Annotated in this window: 24 protein-coding genes; 16 read left to right on the forward strand and 8 right to left on the reverse strand. The window is 51.4% G+C overall.

Features of this window, described 5'->3' with window-relative positions; all coding sequences use genetic code 11:
• Position 1 precedes the first annotated feature (1 nt).
• From eutB to eutR, 5 genes are read left to right on the forward strand one after another with little or no spacing between them, the layout of a single operon-like run.
• Positions 2-1,363, forward strand: coding sequence for an ethanolamine ammonia-lyase subunit alpha (eutB, locus tag OGX80_RS16865; protein ID WP_012131337.1), 1,362 nt, complete (start codon positions 2-4; stop codon positions 1,361-1,363).
• Between the two features lie 20 nt (positions 1,364-1,383).
• Complete coding sequence (gene eutC, locus OGX80_RS16870) at positions 1,384-2,289, forward strand: ethanolamine ammonia-lyase subunit EutC (protein WP_115181301.1); 906 nt, start codon at positions 1,384-1,386, stop codon at positions 2,287-2,289.
• A 9-nt stretch (positions 2,290-2,298) separates the two neighbouring features.
• Positions 2,299-2,958: an ethanolamine utilization microcompartment protein EutL gene (gene eutL / locus OGX80_RS16875; protein WP_047462132.1), complete on the forward strand. Its 660-nt coding sequence runs from the start codon at positions 2,299-2,301 to the stop codon at positions 2,956-2,958.
• 11 nt (positions 2,959-2,969) lie between these two features.
• Positions 2,970-3,467: an ethanolamine utilization microcompartment protein EutK gene (gene eutK, locus OGX80_RS16880; RefSeq protein ID WP_115181302.1), complete on the forward strand. Its 498-nt coding sequence runs from the start codon at positions 2,970-2,972 to the stop codon at positions 3,465-3,467.
• A 44-nt stretch (positions 3,468-3,511) separates the two neighbouring features.
• The gene (gene eutR / locus OGX80_RS16885; RefSeq protein WP_047462135.1) at positions 3,512-4,564 is read left to right on the forward strand and encodes an HTH-type transcriptional regulator EutR; all 1,053 of its coding nucleotides are present in this window, start codon (positions 3,512-3,514) and stop codon (positions 4,562-4,564) included.
• A 118-nt stretch (positions 4,565-4,682) separates the two neighbouring features.
• Here the strand turns inward: eutR and hemF are convergent, their stop codons facing one another.
• Both hemF and amiA read right to left on the reverse strand, forming a co-directional pair.
• Positions 4,683-5,582, reverse strand: coding sequence for an oxygen-dependent coproporphyrinogen oxidase (gene hemF / locus OGX80_RS16890; RefSeq protein WP_101744322.1), 900 nt, complete (start codon positions 5,580-5,582; stop codon positions 4,683-4,685).
• Between the two features lie 2 nt (positions 5,583-5,584).
• Positions 5,585-6,454 carry an N-acetylmuramoyl-L-alanine amidase AmiA gene (gene amiA / locus OGX80_RS16895; protein ID WP_071258031.1) on the reverse strand — a complete coding sequence of 290 codons (870 nt, stop codon included), beginning with the start codon at positions 6,452-6,454 and terminating at the stop codon, positions 5,585-5,587.
• A 211-nt stretch (positions 6,455-6,665) separates the two neighbouring features.
• Here amiA and OGX80_RS16900 point away from each other — a divergent pair, with 211 nt between their 5' ends.
• From OGX80_RS16900 to yfeX, 4 genes are all read left to right on the forward strand, one after another.
• Positions 6,666-7,091: a GNAT family acetyltransferase gene (locus tag OGX80_RS16900; protein WP_012131345.1), complete on the forward strand. Its 426-nt coding sequence runs from the start codon at positions 6,666-6,668 to the stop codon at positions 7,089-7,091.
• Complete coding sequence (locus OGX80_RS16905) at positions 7,078-7,527, forward strand: DUF2919 domain-containing protein (protein ID WP_104868370.1); 450 nt, start codon at positions 7,078-7,080, stop codon at positions 7,525-7,527. Before OGX80_RS16900 ends, OGX80_RS16905 begins: the two co-directional genes overlap by 14 nt.
• 60 nt (positions 7,528-7,587) lie before the next feature.
• Positions 7,588-8,163, forward strand: a complete 576-nt coding sequence (locus OGX80_RS16910; protein WP_024130133.1) for an RpoE-regulated lipoprotein — start codon at positions 7,588-7,590, stop codon at positions 8,161-8,163.
• A 94-nt stretch (positions 8,164-8,257) separates the two neighbouring features.
• A complete protein-coding gene (gene yfeX / locus OGX80_RS16915) occupies positions 8,258-9,157 on the forward strand; it encodes a porphyrinogen peroxidase (RefSeq protein ID WP_101744324.1) in 900 nt (299 codons plus the stop codon).
• A gap of 96 nt (positions 9,158-9,253) precedes the next feature.
• Here the strand turns inward: yfeX and pbp4b are convergent, their stop codons facing one another.
• From pbp4b to OGX80_RS16940, 5 genes are read right to left on the reverse strand one after another with little or no spacing between them, the layout of a single operon-like run.
• Positions 9,254-10,558, reverse strand: coding sequence for a penicillin binding protein PBP4B (gene pbp4b / locus OGX80_RS16920; RefSeq protein ID WP_047462148.1), 1,305 nt, complete (start codon positions 10,556-10,558; stop codon positions 9,254-9,256).
• 4 nt (positions 10,559-10,562) lie between these two features.
• Entirely contained in the window at positions 10,563-11,993 is a 1,431-nt protein-coding gene (gene murP / locus OGX80_RS16925) for a PTS N-acetylmuramic acid transporter subunit IIBC (protein WP_060815889.1), read from the reverse strand.
• Positions 11,994-11,998: 5 nt separating this feature from the next.
• Complete coding sequence (gene murQ / locus OGX80_RS16930) at positions 11,999-12,895, reverse strand: N-acetylmuramic acid 6-phosphate etherase (protein ID WP_115181303.1); 897 nt, start codon at positions 12,893-12,895, stop codon at positions 11,999-12,001.
• A 13-nt stretch (positions 12,896-12,908) separates the two neighbouring features.
• Positions 12,909-13,499, reverse strand: a complete 591-nt coding sequence (locus tag OGX80_RS16935; protein ID WP_115181304.1) for a DUF2057 family protein — start codon at positions 13,497-13,499, stop codon at positions 12,909-12,911.
• 24 nt (positions 13,500-13,523) lie between these two features.
• Positions 13,524-14,609, reverse strand: a complete 1,086-nt coding sequence (locus tag OGX80_RS16940; RefSeq protein WP_012131354.1) for a porin — start codon at positions 14,607-14,609, stop codon at positions 13,524-13,526.
• Positions 14,610-14,810: 201 nt separating this feature from the next.
• On the opposite strand from OGX80_RS16940, the gene murR reads away from it, so the two are divergent.
• Together murR and ucpA are read left to right on the forward strand one after the other, a co-directional pair.
• Positions 14,811-15,674, forward strand: a complete 864-nt coding sequence (murR, locus tag OGX80_RS16945; RefSeq protein WP_012131355.1) for an HTH-type transcriptional regulator MurR — start codon at positions 14,811-14,813, stop codon at positions 15,672-15,674.
• Between the two features lie 177 nt (positions 15,675-15,851).
• Complete coding sequence (gene ucpA / locus OGX80_RS16950) at positions 15,852-16,643, forward strand: SDR family oxidoreductase UcpA (RefSeq protein WP_012131356.1); 792 nt, start codon at positions 15,852-15,854, stop codon at positions 16,641-16,643.
• A gap of 103 nt (positions 16,644-16,746) precedes the next feature.
• Here the strand turns inward: ucpA and OGX80_RS16955 are convergent, their stop codons facing one another.
• Positions 16,747-17,445 (reverse strand): GntR family transcriptional regulator, encoded by a 699-nt coding sequence (locus OGX80_RS16955; RefSeq protein ID WP_071258021.1) that lies wholly within the window; start codon positions 17,443-17,445, stop codon positions 16,747-16,749.
• A 200-nt stretch (positions 17,446-17,645) separates the two neighbouring features.
• Here OGX80_RS16955 and OGX80_RS16960 point away from each other — a divergent pair, with 200 nt between their 5' ends.
• The 5 genes from OGX80_RS16960 (at position 17,646) to OGX80_RS16980 (ending at position 22,970) form a co-directional block, all read left to right on the forward strand.
• Positions 17,646-17,957: a PTS sugar transporter subunit IIB gene (locus tag OGX80_RS16960; protein WP_115181305.1), complete on the forward strand. Its 312-nt coding sequence runs from the start codon at positions 17,646-17,648 to the stop codon at positions 17,955-17,957.
• 144 nt (positions 17,958-18,101) lie between these two features.
• Positions 18,102-19,421: a PTS sugar transporter subunit IIC gene (locus tag OGX80_RS16965; RefSeq protein WP_115181306.1), complete on the forward strand. Its 1,320-nt coding sequence runs from the start codon at positions 18,102-18,104 to the stop codon at positions 19,419-19,421.
• A 38-nt stretch (positions 19,422-19,459) separates the two neighbouring features.
• A complete protein-coding gene (locus OGX80_RS16970) occupies positions 19,460-19,771 on the forward strand; it encodes a PTS lactose/cellobiose transporter subunit IIA (RefSeq protein WP_115181307.1) in 312 nt (103 codons plus the stop codon).
• Positions 19,772-19,831: 60 nt separating this feature from the next.
• Positions 19,832-21,505, forward strand: coding sequence for a carbohydrate porin (locus OGX80_RS16975; protein ID WP_115181308.1), 1,674 nt, complete (start codon positions 19,832-19,834; stop codon positions 21,503-21,505).
• Positions 21,506-21,530: 25 nt separating this feature from the next.
• A complete protein-coding gene (locus tag OGX80_RS16980) occupies positions 21,531-22,970 on the forward strand; it encodes a 6-phospho-beta-glucosidase (protein WP_115181309.1) in 1,440 nt (479 codons plus the stop codon).
• Positions 22,971-23,127: the final 157 nt, after the last annotated feature.

The raw sequence follows: 23,127 nt of genomic DNA on the forward strand, positions 1-23,127 counted from the left end.
TATGAAACTAAAGACCACATTGTTCGGCAATGTTTATCAGTTTAAGGATGTAAAAGAGGTGCTGGCAAAAGCCAACGAACTGCGTTCGGGGGATGTGCTGGCAGGTGTTGCGGCTGAAAGCTCACAGGAGCGCGTTGCCGCGAAACAGGTGTTGTCGGAAATGTCGGTGGCGGATATTCGCAACAACCCGGTGATTTCCTATGAAGAGGACTGCGTGACGCGTCTGATTCAGGACGACGTCAATGAAACGGCCTATAACCGCATTAAAAACTGGAGCATCAGTGAGCTGCGCGAATATGTGCTGAGTGATGAAACTTCCGTGGATGACATTGCGTTTACGCGTAAAGGGCTGACTTCGGAAGTGGTGGCGGCGGTCGCGAAGATCTGCTCCAACGCCGACCTGATCTACGGTGGTAAGAAGATGCCGGTGATCAAAAAGGCCAATACCACCATCGGTATTCCGGGCACCTTTAGCTGCCGTTTGCAGCCGAACGATACCCGTGACGATGTACAGAGTATCGCCGCGCAAATCTATGAAGGGCTCTCTTTCGGGGCGGGCGATGCGGTGATTGGCGTTAACCCGGTAACGGACGACGTGGAAAACTTAAGTCGCGTGCTGGATACCGTGTACGGGGTGATCGACAAGTTCAATATTCCGACGCAGGGCTGCGTACTGGCGCACGTCACCACTCAGATTGAAGCCATTCGTCGCGGCGCGCCGGGCGGGCTGATTTTCCAGAGTATTTGCGGCAGCGAAAAAGGATTAAAAGAGTTCGGCGTGGAGCTGGCGATGCTGGATGAAGCGCGTGCGGTCGGCGCGGAGTTCAACCGTATCGCCGGGGAAAACTGCCTGTACTTTGAAACCGGGCAGGGTTCTGCGCTTTCGGCTGGAGCCAACTTCGGCGCCGACCAGGTGACGATGGAAGCGCGTAACTACGGCCTGGCGCGGCACTACGATCCGTTCCTGGTGAATACGGTGGTCGGTTTTATCGGGCCGGAGTATCTCTACAATGACCGGCAGATTATTCGCGCCGGTCTGGAAGATCACTTCATGGGCAAGCTGAGCGGCATCTCAATGGGCTGCGACTGCTGCTACACCAACCACGCCGACGCCGATCAGAACCTCAACGAAAACCTGATGATTCTGCTCGCCACCGCAGGCTGTAACTACATTATGGGCATGCCGCTCGGTGACGACATCATGCTCAACTACCAGACCACCGCATTCCACGATACTGCAACGGTACGTCAGTTACTCAACCTGCGTCCGTCGCCGGAGTTTGAGCGCTGGCTGGAAACGATGGGCATTATGGAAAACGGTCGCCTGACCAAGCGGGCGGGCGATCCGTCACTGTTCTTCTGATGACGCGGGGATGACATACGATGGATCAAAAACAGATTGAAGAAATTGTACGCAGTGTAATGGCGTCAATGGGCGAGTCGCAGCCGCAGGCCCCCGCAGAATCCGCGCCAGCCTGTAGCGCTAAACAATGTGCCGCACCTTCAGCGCCTTCAGCGGCGGAAAGCTGCGCGCTGGATTTAGGAGCGGCTGAGGCGAAAGCCTGGGTAGGCGTGGAGAATCCGCATCGCGCGGATGTGTTGGCCGAACTGCGCCGCAGCACCGCTGCGCGCGTGTGTACCGGTCGCGCTGGCCCACGTCCGCGCACCCTGGCGCTGTTGCGCTTCCTGGCGGATCACTCGCGTTCGAAAGATACCGTCCTGAAAGAGGTGCCGGAAGAGTGGGTGAAAGCACAGGGGCTGCTGGAAGTGCGTTCGGAAATCAGCGACAAAAACCTCTACCTGACCCGCCCGGATATGGGGCGTCGTCTGAGCCAGGAGGCCATTGACGCGCTGAAAGCGCAGTGTGTCGCCAGCCCGGATGTCCAGGTGGTGATTTCCGATGGTTTATCGACGGATGCGATTACCGCCAACTATGAAGAGATCCTGCCGCCGCTGCTCTCTGGCCTGAAACAGGCGGGGCTGAAAGTCGGGACGCCGTTCTTTGTACGCTATGGCCGCGTGAAGATTGAAGATCAGATCGGCGAAATTCTTGGCGCGAAAGTGGTGATTCTGCTGGTGGGCGAGCGTCCTGGCTTAGGTCAGTCGGAAAGCCTCTCCTGCTATGCGGTTTACTCACCACGGGTGGCAACCACCGTTGAAGCGGATCGTACCTGTATTTCGAATATTCACCAGGGCGGCACGCCGCCAGTTGAAGCCGCAGCGGTAATTGTGGATTTGGCGAAACGTATGCTGGAGCAGAAAGCATCCGGCATCAATATGACCCGTTAAGGAGGCAACATGCCAGCATTAGATTTGATTCGACCGTCGGTCACCGCAATGCGCGTGATTGCCTCGGTGAATGACGGTTTCGCGCGTGAGCTTAAATTACCGTCACATATACGTAGCCTCGGTCTCATCACGGCAGACTCTGATGACGTAACGTATATTGCGGCAGACGAAGCGACAAAACAGGCGATGGTGGAAGTGGTGTATGGCCGTTCACTGTATGCCGGAGCGGCCCACGGGCCGTCGCCGACGGCCGGTGAAGTCTTGATTATGTTGGGCGGCCCGAACCCGGCGGAAGTGCGGGCGGGTCTGGATGCGATGGTGGCGCATATTGAAGGCGGCGCAGCGTTCCAGTGGGCCAACGATGCGGAAGATACTGCATTCCTGGCGCATGTGGTTTCGCGTACCGGGTCTTATCTCTCATCAACCTCAGGCATCGCGTTGGGCGATCCTATCGCCTATCTGGTGGCGCCGCCGCTGGAAGCGACGTTTGGCATTGATGCGGCGATGAAATCCGCCGATGTCCAGCTGGTGACCTACGTGCCGCCGCCGTCAGAAACCAACTACTCTGCGGCGTTTTTAACGGGGAGCCAGGCCGCCTGTAAAGCCGCCTGCAACGCCTTTACCGATGCCGTTCTGGATATTGCCCGTAATCCCGTCCAGCGCGCGTAAGAGAGGTAGCGATGATCAATGCACTGGGATTACTGGAAGTGGATGGCATGGTTGCCGCCGTTGATGCGGCGGACGCCATGCTGAAAGCCGCCAATGTGCGATTGCTCAGCCACGAAGTGCTCGATCCCGGCAGGCTGACGCTGGTGGTGGAGGGCGATCTGGCGGCGTGTCGCGCGGCGCTGGATGCCGGAAGCGCCGCAGCACAACGCACGGGCCGTGTTATCAGCCGCAAAGAAATTGGGCGGCCGGAAGACGACACCCAATGGCTGATCGGCGGCTTTAAGCGCCAGCCAACGAAAGTCGGAAAGACGCCAGATGCGCCTGTTACCTCTGAATCCTCAGAAGTGCTGTTGGCGTTATTAGCATCAGTACGTCAGGGAATGACGGCAGGGGAGGTGGCCGCGCATTTTGGCTGGTCACTGGAGCGCGCCAGAAATGCGCTGGAGCAACTCTTTTCTGACGGGGCGTTGCGTAAACGCAGTAGTCGCTATCGTCTGAAGAAAGTATAACCTGTCGGAGGTGCCGGGGACGTTGCGCCCCGGCTTTGAAGATCATGAAAAAGACTCGTACAGCAAACTTGCACCATCTTTATCATGAAGCGTTACCCGAAGACGTTAAACTTACGCCTCTGGTTGAGGTGGATAATGTTCACCAGCGGCTGACAACGGACGTCTATGAACACGCCCTGACGATAACTGCCTGGCAGCAGATTTACGATCAGCTGCATCCCGGTAAATTTCATGGGGAATTTACGGAAATACTGCTGGATGAAATTCAGGTTTTCCGTGAGTACACCGGTCTGGCGCTGCGTCAGTCTTGCCTGGTCTGGCCGAACTCCTTCTGGTTCGGTATTCCGGCAACGCGCGGCGAGCAAGGTTTTATCGGCACGCAGTGCATTGGCAGCGCGGAGATCGCCACCCGTCCTGGCGGGACGGAGTTTGAGCTGAGCACGCCGGATGATTACACCATCCTTGGCGTGGTTGTCTCGGAGGAGGTGCTTACCCGGCAGGCCAATTTCCTGCATCACCCGGAAAGGGTGCTGCATATGCTGCGTAACCAGTCTGCGCTGGAGGTGAAAGAGCAGCATAAAGCGGCGCTGTGGGGCTTTGTCCAGCAGGCGCTGGCGACGTTCAGCGAAAACCCGGAAAACCTGCATCAGCATGCGGTGCGTAAAGTGCTGGGGGACAACCTGCTGCTGGCGATGGGGACGATGCTGGAAGAAGCGCAGCCGATTATAACGGCAGAAAGCGTCAGCCATCAGAGCTATCGAAAATTGCTGTCCCGCGCGCGGGAATACGTGCTGGAGAATATGTCGGAGCCGCTGACGGTGCTCGATCTGTGCAATCAGCTGCACGTCAGCCGCCGCACGTTGCAAAACGCGTTTCACGCGATTCTGGGGATTGGCCCGAACGCGTGGCTGAAGCGGATTCGATTAAACGCGGTGCGGCGGGAGCTGATCAGTCCGTGGTCGCAAAGTTCGACGGTCAAAGAGGCGGCAATGCAGTGGGGGTTCTGGCATCTGGGGCAGTTCGCGACCGATTACCAGCAGCTGTTTGCCGAAAAACCGTCGCTGACGCTGCATCAGCGTATGCGTCAGTGGATGTGATGACATTATTGTGCCGGATGCGACGCTTTGCGTCTTATCCGGCCTACGGGCGCTACCGTTGCAGTTGTAGGCCGAATAAGGCGTTAGCTGTCATCAGGCAAAAACGCGGCCAGGTAAATTATACCCAGTCGCGGACTTTGATAAATTCGCTCAGCGCCGCTTCCGGGCTGCCTTCTTCCGGCTGCCAGTCGTACTCCCAGCGCACCAGCGGCGGCATCGACATCAAAATGGACTCGGTGCGTCCGCCCGTTTGCAGGCCAAACAGCGTGCCGCGATCCCACACCAGATTAAACTCCACATAGCGGCCCCGGCGATAAAGCTGGAAATGACGCTCGCGCTCGCCCCAGGCCATTGCTTTACGCCGCTCGACAATTGGCAGAAAAGCATCGGTATAGCCTTTGCCTACCGCCTGCATAAAGCGAAAGCAGCTGTCGAAATCCGGCGTGTTCAGATCGTCGAAGAAAAGCCCGCCAATGCCGCGCTGCTCATCGCGATGCTTCAGGAAAAAGTAATCGTCGCACCATTTTTTATAGCGCGGATAGACGTCCTCGCCGTAGGGCTGGCACAGATCCCGCGCCGTGCGGTGCCAGTGAATGGCATCCTCTTCAAACGCGTAATAGGGCGTCAGGTCGAAACCGCCGCCAAACCACCAGACCGGCTCCGCGCCGGGCTTCTCCGCAATAAAAAAGCGAACATTGGCATGGCTGGTTGGAATGTACGGATTCAACGGATGCACCACCAGCGACACGCCCATCGCTTCAAAACTGCGCCCAGCCAGCTCCGGGCGGTGTGCCGTCGCGGAGGCGGGCATCGCGTCGCCGTGAACATGGGAGAAATTTACCCCAGCCTGCTCAAAGACACCGCCGTTACGCAGTACCCGGCTGCGCCCGCCGCCACCCGCGTCGCGCTGCCAGCTATCTTCAACAAAATCAGCGCCATCAACGGCGGCTAACTGCTGGCAAATATCATCCTGAAGGCTGAGCAGGAACTGTTTTACGCGTTGTGCATCGGGTTTCATGATTACCGTTTCTTCGAGTGTGCTTTCTGGTTATCAAACCAGTGGAAATAACTGATCACGCCATTGGCTATCGCGGTGGCGATTTTCTGCCGGAATGCGGTGGTGCCTAACAGACGCTCCTCTTCCGGGTTGGTGATAAATGAGGTTTCTACCAGTACGGAGGGAATTGACGGTGATTTTAGCACCACAAACGCCGCCTGTTCCGTATTGCGACTGTGCAGACGATGCACCGGCTTGATCTTCTTAAGAATATGCGATCCCAGCGTCAGGCTATTTTTGATGGTGTCGGTTTGCACCAGATCGAACAATACCTGCTGCAACAGATGATCTTTATCGGTCGCTTTTTTCCCCGCGACTTCATCGGCGCGGTTTTCACGGTCGGAGAGGTATTTCGCCATGGCGCTACTGGCGCCGCGATTAGAAAGCGCAAACACCGAGGCCCCTGCGGCGCTGGGGTTGGTAAAGCCATCTGCGTGGATGGACATAAACAGATCCGCGCCGTGCTTGTGGGCGATTTCCACGCGATCGTACAGGGGAATAAAGGTGTCGCCCGTGCGTGTCAGGCGCGCATCAATCCCCTGGTTGCGCAAAATCGCGCGCACGTTTTTGGCGATCTCCAGCACGACGTGTTTTTCCTTCGAGCCGTTGCGACCAATCGCGCCGGTGTCGATACCGCCGTGGCCGGGATCGAGAACAACAATGCGTCTGGCGCCTGCTTTTTTGGCCTTCGGTTTGCTGTGACCATTACTGGTCTTTAGCGCTTCTTCTTTAGCGATGGCGTGCGACATGCCCGACAGCGTCAGAGCCGCCAGCCCGGCTTTCAGCACCTGGCGGCGCGATGTGAGAGTTTTTAAGGGTTTAAAAGTGCTCATACAGCCTGAGTTGTGAAAATTGAGTTCCAGATGTTATATCGTATCGCGTAATCCGTTACGACTGTTCGTGATGAGAATTGTTTTACTTTTCATTTCAATACGTGACAATCCGTCATTATGCCATTTTTTTCGCCGTTTCGCGTCAGATATTGGCTAAATCAGTCGTTCGCGCCATAATCGGAGTTTTAACCTTGAAAAGGGTCTCAATACCATGGAGATACGCGTTTTTCGCCAGGAAGATTTCGAAGAGGTGATCACCCTCTGGGAGCGCTGCGATTTGCTGCGTCCGTGGAACGATCCTGAAATGGATATCGAACGTAAGCTGAACCATGACGTCAGCCTGTTCCTGGTCGCTGAGGTGAATGGTGAGGTGGTCGGTACGGTCATGGGCGGCTATGACGGCCATCGGGGTTCTGCCTATTATCTTGGCGTACACCCGGAGTTTCGCGGTCGTGGCATCGCCAACGCGCTGTTGAACCGGCTGGAGAAAAAGCTCATTGCTCGCGGCTGCCCGAAAATCCAAATCATGGTGCGGGAAGACAACGACATTGTACTGGGCATGTACGAGCGCCTGGGTTATGAACATTCGGACGCGTTAAGTCTGGGCAAGCGTCTGATTGAAGATGAAGAGTACTGAGTTTCATCCTGCTGACTACGACGGTCATGGGCGCTTGCGCCTGCCTTTTCTGTTCTGGGGCGTGCTGCTGCTTCAGGCGCGTACCTGGGTGCTGTTTGTGATTGCTGGCTCCTCCCGCGAGCAGGGCGATACGCTGCTGAATCTGTTTTATCCCGATCACGATACGTTCTGGCTGGGGTTGTTGCCCGGCGTCCCGGCGGTACTGGCGTTTTTACTGAGCGGGCGGCGCGACGCTTTCCCGGTGCTGTGGCGCGGGCTGCGCGGCTTGTTGATTCTGGCGCAGGGCGTTCTGCTCTGCTGGCAACCGGTGCTGTGGCTGTACGGTGAACCGGTAAACGGCATCGGGCTGGCGCTGGTGGTGGCCGATATTGTCGCGCTTATCTGGTTGCTCTCTAACCGTCGTTTACGCGCCTGCTTTGCACCGGTAAAAGAATAACGGCACTTTTTGGCGAAACCGGACTCCAAACAACGTTGATTAATAAAGAAAGGAAGTGAGATGAAATCGCTGCGTTTGATTTTATGCGCAATGCCGCTGGTGCTGAGCGGCTGTTCAACCCTCTCGTCGGTGAACTGGTCTGCTGCGAATCCGTGGAACTGGTTTGGCTCGTCGACAGAGGTCACTGAGCAGGGCGTTGGGGCATTAACTGCCTCCACGCCGCTGGATGAAAAAGCGATTACTGACGCGCTGGATGGCGACTATCGCCTGCGTAGCGGAATGAAAACCCAGAACGGCAACGTGGTGCGTTTTTTTGAAGCGATGAAAGAGGACAAGGTTGCGCTGGTTATCAATGGCGACCAGGGAACCATCAGCCGTATTGATGTGCTGGACAGCGATATTCCATCGCAGGCAGGCGTCGAAATCGGTACGCCGTTTAGCGACCTTTACAGCAAAGCCTTCGGTAACTGCCAGAAAGCGACGGGCGATGACAGCGCGTCGGTCGAGTGTAAAGCACAGGACAGTCAACATATTAGCTATCTGTTCTCCGGCGAGTGGAACGGCCCGGAAGGGTTAATGCCTCCTGACGACACGCTGAAGAACTGGAAAGTGAGCAAAATCATCTGGCGCCGTTAATTTGCGTCTGAACAAACCGCCTCGCTGAAAAAACGGGTACAATACGCCCATCAATGCCACGCAGCCGTGGCATTCTTATTTTTCAGGAGGAACAATGTCTCAGGTTCAAAGTGGCATTTTGCCAGAACACTGCCGCGCGGCGATTTGGATTGAAGCCAATGTAAAAGGGGATGTCGATGCCCTGCGTGCGGCCAGCAAAGCGTTTGCCGATAAACTGGCAACCTTCGAAGCGAAATTCCCTGACGCGCATCTGGGCGCGGTTGTCGCATTTGGCAACAACACCTGGCGCGCCCTGAGCGGCGGCGTTGGGGCTGAAGAGCTGAAAGATTTTATCCCTTACGGTAAAGGTCTGGCGCCAGCAACCCAGTACGATGTGCTGATCCACATTCTTTCACTGCGTCACGACGTGAACTTCTCTGTCGCGCAGGCGGCAATGGCGGCTTTTGGCGAGTGCATCGAGGTGCAGGAAGAAGTCCACGGTTTCCGTTGGGTGGAAGAACGCGATCTCAGCGGCTTCGTTGACGGGACGGAAAACCCGGCGGGAGAAGAGGTTCGCCGCGAAGTCGCGGTCATCAAAGACGGCGTGGATGCGGGCGGCAGCTACGTGTTCGTTCAGCGTTGGGAACACAACCTGACGCAGCTCAACCGCATGAGCGTTCACGACCAGGAGATGATGATTGGTCGTACTAAAGAAGCCAACGAAGAGATCGATGGCGATGACCGTCCGGTCACGTCTCACCTGACCCGCGTGGATCTGAAAGAGGACGGCAAAGGGCTGAAAATTGTGCGCCAGAGCCTGCCATACGGTACGGCCAGCGGCACCCACGGCCTCTATTTCTGCGCTTACTGCGCGCGTCTGTACAATATTGAGCAGCAGTTGCTGAGCATGTTTGGCGATACCGACGGGAAGCGTGACGCCATGCTGCGCTTCACGAAGCCAGTGACGGGCGGCTATTACTTCGCACCGTCTCTGGACAGATTGATGGCGCTGTAATTTCTTTTGCCGGATGGCGGCGTCGTTTTACCCGGCCTACAGAGACTTTTTGTAGGCCGGGCAAGCGAAGCGCCCCCGGCAGTCCTGCCTTATCGGTTACTCATGTTTTAACGCCGCGTATATCTGATCCACCACCCAACCGTATGTGGCTATCGGCATCAACCCGCTGTTAAACATATTCGGGTTCTTTTGCGGGTCGGCGACGGGCGAGTGCGGTTTGTTGCTCAGCATCACAATCGCCATCTGATTGGCCGGGTCGATAACGGTCAGCGTCCCTGTCCATCCGGTATGGCCGTATGCCTGCGCGCTGGCCAGCGTGCCGAATGTCGGCGTCATGGACGCATTGCCGTTAACGCGCCAGCCGAGACCAAACGTGGCATCCTCCGGCGAGGATTGCGTGAACATTTTCACGGTTTCCGGGCTGAACAGCGTCACGTTACCGTACCCACCGCCATTCAGCATGGTCTGCATCAGTACCGCAATATCGCCGGTATTCGAAAACAGTCCCGCATGTCCTGAAACACCGCCCATCGAGTAGAATGCTTTTTCATCATGCACCTGGCCCCATAGGGTGGTCGTGCGGATATTGGGGAAATGAATCACGCCATCCCGGGTATTGCCGTTCAGTTCCGTCGCGGCGATCTGCTGTTGGCGGAAGCCTTTCTGTAGCGGGTTAAAGACCGTATGCGTTAAACCGAGCGGGCGATAGAGGTTCTCTTCAACATAACGATCGAGCGGCTGGCCCGTCACGGACTCCACGATAAACCCAAGCAGCATATAATCCACATCGCTGTAGATGTGTTTTGTGCCGGGGCGGTACGCCAGCGGCGTGCGTTTGATCATCTCCAGCGTGGTGGCCTTATCCTGCGAATACAACTCGCCCGCGACGGCCTGGTTCGGGTATTGCGGGTCAGCAGGGAAACCGCCGGAATGATGCAGCAGATCCGCAATGCGTAACGTGCTTTTCCCTTTAATCGCATCCCCCGGGCGATCGCCAAAATCGGGAATATATTTCGAGATAAGATCGTCCGGCTGTAATTTGCCCTCTGACATCAGTTTTTGCAGGGCAAAGTTCGTGGCATACATTTTTGTATTTGATGCCAGGTCGTACAGGGTGTCAGTGGTTGCCTTGACGGGATGAGACATCAGGACGCTGCCGTCATATTTTTTAGCCTGACCCCAGGCCTTACGATAAACAATATGACTGTCTTTAATAATGAGCAGGTTAACGCTCGGATAACCGGCATCAACCTGTTGCGCTATCCAGTTATCCAGCGCGTTAAGCCGTTCAATATTAAATCCTGCTTTTTCCGGCGCGGCGTCAGTCAATACCGGAAATGGCGCGGCGCTGGCGGTGCAGCTGAGCGCCAGCAGGGAAGCAAAAAGTAATGTCATTTTCATGGTATTAGTCCAGATTCACATTACGGCAGCCAAAGAGAGCGGTAAAAATAAACCCGCCAAGATACGCAATCAGCATTCCTCCGGCATATACCGCCATTGCGGGCAGAATACCTTGCGCGGACGTCATTAACGGCAGCGCCACCAGACCGGATGGGCCAAAGGCGCTGTTTAAGCCCATCGGCAGACCCGACCAGGCCACTAAGCCGATGAAAAGCCCCCCGGCAGCGCCGCCGAGGCAGGCGGTGATAAACGGTTTCATTCGTGGCAGCGTAACGCCGTAAATCAGCGGTTCGCCAACACCGAGTAAGCCGGGAATAATCGCCCCGCGAACCTGGCTGCGTAACACGCTGTGTTTTTCTGCTCGCCAGTAGAGCGCCAGTGCGGCGCCGACCTGACCCGCGCCCGCCATAGAAAGAATAGGGAACAGGCTGTTGAATCCCTGGCTACTCATTAATGCCAGATAGACGGGAATGAAGCCCTGATGGACGCCAAACACCACCGAAACAAGAAACAGACCCGCCAGAACGGCGCAGCCCAGCGGGTTGCTGTTGAGGTGGATAAAGAGCCATGACATCCCTTCGAACAGCCAGCCGCCCAGCGGCATGATGATCAGGTAGGCCAGTGCGGCGGTGACCAGCAGGGTTAACATGGAGGTCAGCAGCATGTCCAGATCGTCGGGCATAAAGCGTCGGATAAAGCCCTCAATACGCGCGCTGGCCCAGGCGGCGATCAGTACGCCGATAATGTTGCCGCGCGGGTCGATCGGCAGGCCAAAGAAGTCCTCAATACCGGAGAAATAGCCCGTGGTGGCGGCAGGGTTGTATCCCAACAGGAACAGCGAGGCGATGATCGCCCCGTTAACGCCGGTGCCGCCGAAAGCCTGCGCGGCGTTATAGCCAATAAGAATGACCAGAAAGGTAAACAGCCCTTTACTGAACACTTTCATAAAGTTCAGGGCGTCGGGAAGCATACCTTGCGCATCGGCCGGAACGTGCAATACCGTACCCAGCAGCGTGGCAATCCCCAGCAGCAGACCCGCAGCAATAAAACCGGGAATGAGCGGCGTAAAAATAGTGGCGAACTTCGACAGGAATTGCTGAATGCCTGAAGTTTGTTTCGCTTTTAGCTGGCTTTTGGTTTTGGCGGCGATATCTGCCGCCTGCGTGACGGCGCCGCTGTTATCGCTCAGTAGCGCATTCATGGCGTCTGCTGCCCGCTGCGCTTTACCGGGGCCAAAAATGACCTGCACCTGGTTATTCGAGAGGACAACGCCTTTCACGCCTTCGAGCGTTTTAATCGCCGGATCGACCCGATCGCTGTCATGTACCGCCAGGCGTAAACGGGTCATGCAGTTCCCGCAGGTGGCAATATTACCCGGGCCACCGACCCGGGAGATAATCGTATTCAGGAGATCATTACTGATTTCTTTTGCCATTCGCTTTATTCCTCTTCCAGTACCTGGCGAATGAAGCCGCCATGTTGCTCAAGACGCAGACTGGCTTCTGTTGCGTTGAGGTTTTTCAGTAGCATGACGATAGCGGTTTTGCAGTGACGGCCACAGGCCATCAGCGCGGCTTCAGCCTGTTGCCCGGTGCAGCCTGTCGCATTTTTCACAATATTTACCTGACGCACGTTGAGTTTTTCGTTCGTGGCGACAACATCCACCATCAGGTTGCCAAACACCTTGCCGGATTTAATCATCAGGCCGGTGGACAGCATGTTGAGAATCAGCTTCTGCGCGGTGCCCGCCTTCATACGGGAAGAACCGCTCACCACTTCGGCGCCGACAACGGGCGTGATGGCAAGCTCCGTCGCCTTTGCTACAGCGCTCCCCGGATTGCAGGAGATCCCGACTGTCCGGCAGCCGAGCGTACGGGCATATTCCAGACCGGCAATCACATACGGCGTGCGACCGCTGGCCGCAATGCCCACAACCACATCTTTTTCATTGAGTGCGAGGGTCTTCAGGTCGTTGACCCCAAGCTCGCGGTTGTCTTCCGCGCCTTCAATCGCATGCTGTATCGCGCGCTCGCCACCGGCGATCAAACCGATAACCAGGCCTGATTCCACGCCATAGGTCGGGGGGCATTCGCTGGCGTCAAGGATACCCAGGCGACCGGACGTTCCGGCGCCGGTATAAATCAGCCGCCCGCCAGCGCTGACCTGCGCATAAATGATGTCGATAGCCGCGGCGATCTCGGGCAGAACCTGCTCCACGGCGAGTGGAACCGTTTTATCTTCATCATTAATGATGCGGCACATATCGAGGGTGGAAGCCCGGTCAATCTCAAAAGAGGCGCGGTTAACACCTTCGGTAATCATATTTTCAAGTTGCATATTACTTACAGCCTTACAGGTTTAGCGCCCATTTCAGGAATGCTTTTTTCTGGGTGTCGTCAGCTTTCAGATACAGTTGCTGTAGCTGGGAGAGCTGGTCATGCGAAGTGGCGGACGCCGCCGGGGAAGCGGAGCGCGCCGGAGAAGGTATCATCGTGCTGTCATCGTTGACGATGGCGCTCAGGTCGGTGAACACGGTGATGCTGTCACGGTCGAGAATTTTGATATCAAACGGTACGGGTTTCCCGGCTGCCGTCAGGGTGAATACCGGTTTTTGCGCCATCTGGCTGGCTTCTTTTTCGTCCAGCGGTTTTCCCGCAGACAGTTGCAGATCCACATTGCCGGAAGCGTTAAACGAGATGATATACGGGTTAGACGTTACGCGGCCCCGGTTATTGTTCACCGATTCAGGATTTGCCGGACTGTCGAACTTCACCACCATTTTTTGAGCGCCGTCTGGCAGCGCCACGTCTTTACTAAAAATACTGACTTTTGCCGAACGGGCCGCCAGCACGCTGACGTTATCGCCAATAAAGAGATGCGGAGCGGCAAAAGCCTGGCTGCAAAACAACAGTGCTGCGGCGGACACAAAATATTTCTTCATTTTTACTCTCCCGGAAAAGGGGAATCAGAATTCGTAACGTAAGCCAAGGTGGAAATAGTCATCAGCCGGGTTGCTGCCGCCAAAGGAGACATCATTGCCGTTCGTCCGTTTTTTCCCTTCTTCACCATTACGCCAGGAGTAAGACGCAAATATGGAACTGCGAACGGTGAGTTTGTACTGCGCTTCAAAGGTGGTATCGCGAAGTTTCAGCCCGTCGCCGTCCTCATTTTTCAGATGGCGATAGCCGGTACGTAACGCCCAGTCCGGGCTGACGTTCCAGACCAGCGTTGCTTCGTAATCTTTATCGGTGCTGTCCGCAGAACCGTCGAGGTAGGTCACTTTATCCTGGGCATAGAGCAGGCCGAACATGAAATCGCCCAGGTAGTAGCGGGTGCCGATGCCATAAAAGGTGTACTTATCGACATTATTATCCGACAGCGTGGATGTATCGTCATGGCTCGCTTTCTCTGTCTGACCGGCAATCACCGGCTGGAGGCGGCCAAAATCGCCCATATCGAGCGTATAGCGAAGGGCGGCATTATAACCGTAATCCAGATCGGAGGTGTTGTTGCCCAGAATATAGGCGGTAGAGAAATCAAAATTGCCGAATGTGTTCTGGTACTGGATGGTGCCGTCCTGACGGAAAACCTGTACCGCCGTCGGGTCAACAAAGTTTGCCTGGCGGGCCATTGCGACATCGGAGCTGGCGAACACATCGCCGATATCCGTGAACATGATCAGGCCGGATGACACGCGCCCGCCGGTCAGCTTGCCGTATTCGGCAAAATCAATCCCTGCCCAGACGTAACGCGCGGTGAAGTCATTCGGGTTTTCCGCGCTGATGTTGTTCGCGTACTCTGCGGCATTTACCTGATACTGCGTAAAACCAATAACGGCCAGCTTGTCATTAATCGCCTGGCGGGCGGAGAAACCGATACGCGCGTCAAAATCGCCCGAGGTGTCGCCTGATTTCTTGTCAGAGATATTGAATCCGAGACGCCCGTAGAGATCGATATTCGATCCGTCATTGGCCTGGTAGATCACGGCGGCATGGCTGGCGCTGGTTGCGAGGAGAGTAAAGATTGCCAGGGACTTCAGAGTACGTTTCATTATGATTATCCTTTTCTGTGTGTAGTTTTTTGTTGCTATGAAAGACGCAAGGAATCATATATTCCATAAAAATATTTACAATAGAATCATTGAATCGTAATACAAATATTGTGAGGGCTATCAAATTCTCACCCGCGTTGTGTTATCCTGCGAACAGTGCGTTGGAATTAATGATTCCATGATGACGGGAGCGGAAGAGCGATGTTGTATCTGGCGAAAATGCGTAATGCAGAGGGAGAGTTAACGGAAAATGAACAGAAAATTGCCAGCTTTCTTTTGGCCCATGTCAGCGAGCTAAAAACCGTTTCTTCCCGCAATCTGGCAAAGCAGCTGGAAGTCAGCCAGTCCAGTATTGTGAAATTTGCCCAGAAACTTGGCGCGAAGGGATTCACCGAGCTCAGAATGGCGCTCATTGAGGAGTACAGCGTCAACCGGGAAAAGAAACATGACACGGCGCTGCATCTGCACAGTACGATTACCAGTGAAGACAGCCTGGAGGTGATTGCCCGTAAGCTGAACAGAGAAAAAATGTTCGCGCTGGAGGAAACCTGTAGTCTGATGGATTTCGATCGCCTGAAGCAGGTGATTAACCTGATCAGCAAGGCCCGGCTTATTCAGATTACGGGCGTCGGCGGTTCGGCGCTGGTAGGACGGGATTTATCCTTCAAGCTGATGAAAATTGGTTATCGCGTGGCCTGCGAGGTCGATACCCATGTGCAGGCAACCATTGCTCAGGCCTTGCAGGAAGGGGACGTGCAAATAGCCATTTCCTACAGCGGGTCGAAAAAGGAGATCGTGCTTTGCGCTGAAGCGGCGCGTAAGCAGGGGGCGACGGTGATTGCGATCACCTCTTTGACGGACTCTCCGCTGCGGCGGCTGGCCGATTACACGCTGGATACCGTATCCGGTGAGACCGAATGGCGCAGTTCGTCCATGTCCACCCGAACCGCGCAGAACTCGGTGACCGATCTGCTGTTTGTTGGCATGGTGCAGCTCAATGATGTTGAGTCGCTTCGTATGATTGAGCGCAGCAGCGAGCTGATTAATCTTTTAGGCAGGAGCTAGGGACTTTTACGTAAGATTTACCCTAATTAGTGAGCTGTTCCGCAGCACTTATTTGTTTTTTCTGTATTTTCAATGTTAATGGAGTGTAAGGCTTCATCGTAGTTTCGCTGGAGACGAGAGTAGCGCATAAGACGCACCGCTTATGCGCTGCAACAGACTGAAAAGGAGAACATTGAAATGGGTAAACTCACGGGCAAAACGGCATTGATTACCGGCGCGTCACAGGGCATTGGCGAGGGGATCGCCAGAGTGTTTGCTCGCCACGGCGCGAATTTAATTTTGCTGGATATCTCCGATGAGGCGGAAAAACTGGCGGATGAGCTGGGCGGACGCGGTCATCGTTGTACCGCCATCAAAGCGGATGTCAGGGATTTTGCATCGGTCGCGGCGGCAGTGGCGCGCGCGAAAAAGATAGAAGGTAAAATTGATATTCTGGTCAACAATGCGGGTGTTTGCCGGTTGGGCAACTTCCTCGACATGAGCGAAGAAGATCGCGATTTCCATATCGATATTAATATCAAAGGCGTCTGGAACGTCACAAAAGCCGTTCTGCCGGAAATGGTTGAACGCAAAGATGGGCGTATCGTCATGATGTCCTCCGTGACCGGGGATATGGTGGCCGATCCAGGCGAAACGGCTTATGCCCTGTCTAAAGCGGCGATTATCGGACTCACCAAGTCCCTGGCCGTGGAGTATGCGCAGTCCGGCGTTCGTGTGAACGCAATCTGTCCGGGTTATGTCCGCACGCCGATGGCGGAAAATATCGCCCGTCAGTCTAATCCTGACGATCCTGAATCGGTACTCACCGAAATGGCGAAAGCGATCCCGATGCGCCGTCTGGCCTGTCCGCTCGAAGTGGGTGAACTGGCGGCCTTCCTGGCGTCGGATGAGTCCAGTTATTTGACCGGGACGCAAAACGTGATTGATGGCGGCAGCACGCTGCCTGAAAGCGTGAGCGTGGGCGTCTGATTAACGCCGCTTTCCTCCTCACCGCATGTGGGGAGGGATTCTCTGGCGGAGCATCTGTTCTTCTGAAGGCACGCCCTGTCTGATTATTTCGTCGATACGCATCTTATCTCGGTAAAAAATATTTTACCTGAAATTCAAATGTATTTGAGTACAGAATCGAGTAATCAATCGGTTGATGGTTTTTGCAGACCGCCTGCGTTTGAATTTTCAGTACGGGATCTTTGGTACTTATATGCAGAATACTGGCAATTTCTGCTGTTGGAAATGCCGGAGAAAACGTCTCAAAGGTGCCAATGATTTTGATGCCACACTCTTTTTCTATATATGAAAATTTAGATTTTTTCATATGTGAGATTGTGAGTTTTGGGAAACGACTTACCGATAGCCAGGTTTCTTCTAATTGCGCTGGTTTATCATCAATAATACGTAATCGCTTTATATAATATACAGGGTCATTAAGTTTTATATTTAGCTCCCTGGAGATGAGTGGGGATGCTGTCTGAAGCTCAAACTTCATGATCTGACTAATAACTTCTTTACCGCTGTTATGAGCAATCTCACTAAAACTATTCATATGATTTACATGTGCGATAAAGCTTTTCTGCTTTACGTATGTCCCTGAGCCATGTTTACGCTCTATCATTCCGTCTTCTTCTAAGAGAAGTAGTGCTTTCCGTAAGGTATTCCGGGAAATACTGTAGCGCTGTGCAAGTTCAACTTCTGGCGGTAATAGATCTCCTACATTATATGTATATCCGTTAATACTGTCTTTAAGCATCCTGGCGACATCCTGAAATACCACTTTTGCACCTCTTGAATATGAATGAAAACAATTGGTTGTGTGTTTTTTATTGAAGATTATTTATGGTTGTTCATTTCTCAGGCCTAAATTGAACCTATTTACTTATATCTTACTGTGACCAATGTAACAAAAAGTATATTTGGCATTAAATATTATAATAACGCAATAATTCATATTTAATATATTAATGGGTAATTTATATGAAAAAGATATTATTAGTCTGTGCTGCGGGTATGTCTACCAGTATGCTGGTAAAGCGGATGATTGAACATGCGACAACAGTAAATATTGAAGTTGATATAAATGCATTCGCGATTGCTGAGGCCAAAGGTAAAATAAAAAATAATGAGGCAGATGTCATTCTGCTTGGGCCACAGGTTCGTTTCCAGAAATCAGAAATTGAGGCAGTTGCTCAGGGAAAAATTCCGGTGGCTGTTATTGATATGAAAGATTATGGCGCGATGAATGGTAAATCGGTTCTTGATTTTGCCATGAAACTTCTTGAAGAATAAAGCATACCCATACTGAATATTTGTTCCTGATAATGTCTGTCAATTTTTTATTAGTGCGGATGACGTAATTAAATTATTGCAGCGCACGGTCGGGAACGATTCTTTATATTTACGGGAAATATTGGATAATTACAGGAGACTATAATGGGATTAATGCGCTCATTTGAAAGCGGGATGGAACGCTTTCTTGTGCCAATAGCAATAAAATTAAACTCACAAAAACATGTTGCCGCTGTAAGAGATGGTTTTGTTTATACATTTCCTATTATTATGGCAAGTTCACTAATTATTTTAATAAATTTTGCCATATTATCGCCAGATGGCTTTATTGCCGGGTTATTGCACCTTAACAGCTTGTTTCCTAATCTGGAAAAAGCTCAGGCCATCTTTACACCGGTAATGAATGGCTCTGTAAACATAATGTCTATAATGATTGCGTTTCTCGTCGCAAGAAATATGGCTATTAGTTATGAACAAGATGATCTCTTATGTGGTTTGACCGCGATAGGCGCATTTTTTATTGTTTATACCCCTTACCAGATGATTGATGGTCAGGCCTTTTTAACAACAAAATTTCTGGGAGCGCAGGGACTGTTTGTTGCAGTTATTGTTGCATTATTGACCAGTGAAATTTTTTGTCGGATGGCAAGAAACCCCAAAATAACGATAACCATGCCAGCGGCGGTTCCACCTGCGGTAGCCCGATCGTTTAAAGTGCTGTTACCCATTTTTTTCGTCATGATATTCTTTTCAGCGCTGAACTATTTATTGTCGCTGATTTCTCCTGCCGGGCTGAATGACCTGATTTATACATTGATTCAGGCTCCGCTTAAACACATGGGGACGAATATCTTTGCGGTGATTATCCTTGGCGCCGTCGGAAACTTTCTGTGGGTTCTTGGCATACATGGCCCTAATACCACATCGGCTATCCGCGAAACCGTTTTTTCTGAAGCGAATCTGGAAAATCTTTCCTGGGCTGCGCAACACGGTTCAACATGGGGGGCGCCTTATCCCATCACCTGGACGTCGATTAATGATGCTTTCGCGAACTGCGGTGGGTCAGGTATGACATTGGGGCTGCTATTGGCAATTTTTATTGCTTCACGGCGAGCTGAATATCGGGATCTGGCAAAGATGTCGTTCATTCCCGGTATTTTCAATATCAACGAGCCGGTCATGTTTGGACTGCCGATTGTCCTGAATCCGATTATGATGGTGCCTTTTATCCTTGTCCCCATTGTTAACTCTGTAATCGGCTATTTCTTTGTATCCCTGAAGATTATTCCTCCTGTTGCTTATGCTGTTCCCTGGACAACACCTGGGCCATTAATCGCATTTCTGGGGACGGGAGGTAACTGGCTAGCCTTACTTGTTGGTTTTTTATGTCTTGGCGTTGCGACATTAATATATTTACCTTTTGTTATTGCTTCTAACAAAGTAAATGTCGCCCTTTCTGAATAAATAACAATCTACTTTCTCTGGAATGACAGGAGTGATTCATGTTTGCAAATGAAGAGACCGTAATGGAGTTATTGATACATTCCGGGCAGGCACGCTCTGATGCAATGGAGGCAATCAGCCGTGCCCGTGAAAAGGACTGGAGTGCTGTAGAGCAATTGATGAAAAGTTCGGAACAGGCCTGTCTTAAAGCTCACAAGATTCAAACAGCCTTAATCGGTCAGGATGAAGGATGCGGAAAAATACGGGTTAATTTGATTCTTGTACATGCACAAGATCATTTAATGAATGCAATATTGTGTCAGGACCTGGCGAAAGAGATTATTTCATTAAGGAAAGAGTTACTCTCTTAATACTATTTCCTCCAATAAAAACATTGGAGGAAAATGATTTGTATTTATCAAGGATGTTTTATGAATTCAAGAAAATTGAAGGTGAGTCTATTATCGTTATATGTGTGTCTGGCTTTATGTCCAGTTGATGTGCTGGCCGGTAAATTAACCGTTGAGCAACGACTCGAACTTCTGGAGTCAGAACTTACTGCAAATAAAAATGAACTCCAGAAAACGAAAGATGAACTAGGGAAGTACAAGTCAAAGCTGGCATCTTTACAGCAAAGTGTTGTTGAAAATAATTATCGCAATACGGTTGTTTCTAACCCATCGGGATCATCACCGGTCGCTGAAAACATAAAAAATGAGAATGGCGAACTGGCTCAGTCGGTGGCGAATACTCAGGTGAAAGGAACACAGCAGGTCGCTGTAATTGATAGCAATGGAGAAAAAACCACAATTGAAAGTGTTACGCTGAAAGATATTAGCAAGTACGTGAAGGATGACATAGGGTTTAGTTATCAGGGGTATTTCCGATCGGGATGGGGGACTGGTAATCATGGCTCTCCTGAGACGTATGCCGCGGGCTCATTGGGGCGTTTTGGTAATGAAATGAGCGGCTGGTTTGATCTGACATTAAATCAACGGGTTTATAATCAGGATGGTAAAACCGCTAATGCTATCGTTACCTATGATGGCAATGTTGGCGAACAATATAATGATGCCTGGTTTGGTGACAGTGATAATGAAAATATCATGCAGTTTAGTGATATTTACCTGACTACCCGTGGTTTTTTACCTTTTGCGCCTGATGCGGATTTTTGGGTTGGTAAACATAAATTACCACAATATGAAATCCAGATGCTGGACTGGAAAACATTAACTACCGATGTGGCCGCTGGGGTAGGCATTGAAAACTGGGCGATAGGACCTGGTATGCTGGATATTTCATTAAGCCGTGATGATGTGGATGTCTATTCACGCGACTTTGAACATACCACCCAAATGAACACGAATTCTGTAGATGTTCGCTATCGTAATATCCCACTATGGGAGAGTGGAACGCTGTCATTGATGGCCAAATACTCCAGTCCAAATAAAACCGATCAGCAGGAAGACAATGAAAGCGATGATAGCTATTTTGAGATGAAAGATAGCTGGATGTTGAGTTCTATTCTTCGCCAGAACATGGAACGTGATGCTTTTAATGAATTCACATTGCAGGTCGCTAATAATTCTTTCGCCAGTAGTTTCTCAAGTTTTTCCGACGCAAGTAACACAATGGCGCATGGACGTTATTACTACGGTGATCATACCAATGGCATCGCCTGGCGATTGATTTCGCAAGGTGAAATGTACCTTAGCGATAATATTATTGTTGCCAATGCTCTGGTTTACTCACATGGCGAAGATGTTTATAGCTATGAAAGTGGTGCTCATAGCGATTTTGATAGTATTCGCACAGTGATCCGTCCTGCATGGATTTGGAATACCTGGAATCAGACTGGGGTTGAATTGGGATGGTTTAAACAGAAAAATAAAACTCAACAAGGTATAACGCTGGATGAGTCGGCATATAAAACGACCCTGTATCATGCTTTCAAAGTTGGCACGAGTATCCTTGGTTCAAGACCTGAAATTCGATTCTATGGGACGTACATTAATATCTTAGATAATGAATTGTCTAATTTTAACTTTAATGATGACAGTAAAGATGAATTCATGGCTGGCATACAGGCTGAAGTCTGGTGGTAATTTATTTTAATTAAGGAAGGTATTTATGTCTGGTTTTAAAAAAGATTTTCTTTGGGGTGGCGCGGTAGCAGCACATCAACTTGAAGGTGGCTGGAACGAAGGTGGTAAGGGCATCAGCATTGCGGATGTCATGACGGCTGGAGAATACGGTATTTCACGAGAGGTGACGCCGGGGATCATTGAAGGCAGAAACTACCCTAATCACGAAGCTATTGATTTCTTTCATCGTTATAAGGACGATATTAAGCTATTTTCAGAAATGGGATTTACGTGTTTCCGCACCTCTATTGCCTGGTCCAGAATTTTTCCTGAAGGTGACGAGCTGGAGCCTAATGAAGCGGGCTTGCAATTTTATGATGATATGTTTGATGAGTGTTTAAAATATAATATTCAACCCGTTATCACTTTATCGCATTTTGAAATGCCATATCACCTTGTGACTGAGTATGGCGGCTGGCGGAACCGCAAATTAATCGACTTTTTTCTTCGGTTTGCGAAGGTAGTTTTCACGCGTTATAAATCTAAAGTTAAATACTGGATGACATTTAATGAAATAAATAACCAGGTCAACTATCGTGAAAGTCTTTGTCCTTTTACTAATTCAGGTATTCTTTATTCTTCGGATGAAGATGAGTATGCGCGTGAAAGAGTGATGTATCAGGCAGTTCACTATGAATTAGTTGCCAGTGCATTAGTCGTTGATGCTGGACACCTCATTAATCCAGATTTTAAAATTGGTTGTATGATTGCGATGTGTCCAATCTATCCGCTTACCTGTTCACCGGGCGATATGATGATGTCTGTGAGTGCAATGCATCGTCGTTATTGGTTTACTGACGTGCATGTGCGTGGATATTATCCTCAACATATGGTTAATTATTTCAGGAAAAAAGGTTTTGAACTTGATATCACTGAAAGTGATATTGAGATTCTTCAGCATGGGCGTGTGGACTATATCGGTTTCAGTTACTACATGTCTTTCGTAACTCAATACACGGATGATAATCCTGAGTTTGATTATGTCGAGCCAGCGCATCTGGTGAATAATCCGTATATTCAAACATCTGACTGGGGTTGGCAGGTTGATGCGATGGGCTTGCGCTACTCGCTCAACTGGTTCTGGGACCATTACCAGCTACCGATGTTTATCGTAGAGAACGGTTTTGGCGCGAATGATGTCCAGCAGGCGGACGGAACAGTTGATGATCAATATCGCATTGACTATCTTACCGCGCATGTGAGCGAGATGAAAAAAGCCGTTGTAGAAGATGGTGTTGACTTAATCGGGTATACCCCGTGGGGCTGCATTGACCTGATTTCTGCCGGTACGGGCGAAATGAAGAAGCGCTACGGTATGATTTATGTTGATAAGGATAATGACGGTAATGGTTCTCTGAATCGTAGTCGTAAGAAATCCTTCTACTGGTATCGGGATCTTATTGCGGATAATGGCAATACTATTTGATTGATTATTGTTCACTTCATGCGGCAAAAGGGGTTCCGAATGGAATCCCTTGCTGCTCGTTTTTCGTCCATGTTTTTCTGCCGTAACGTTGGGCGAGTTGTCTGGAGCCTTTGGGACATCCGGCATGCGTGTTCCAGCTTTCCCATGCAGGAAAGGA

Origin of the sequence: Citrobacter sp. CK194, from assembly GCF_030333395.1 — a bacterium.
Lineage (GTDB): Bacteria > Pseudomonadota > Gammaproteobacteria > Enterobacterales > Enterobacteriaceae > Citrobacter_B > Citrobacter_B koseri.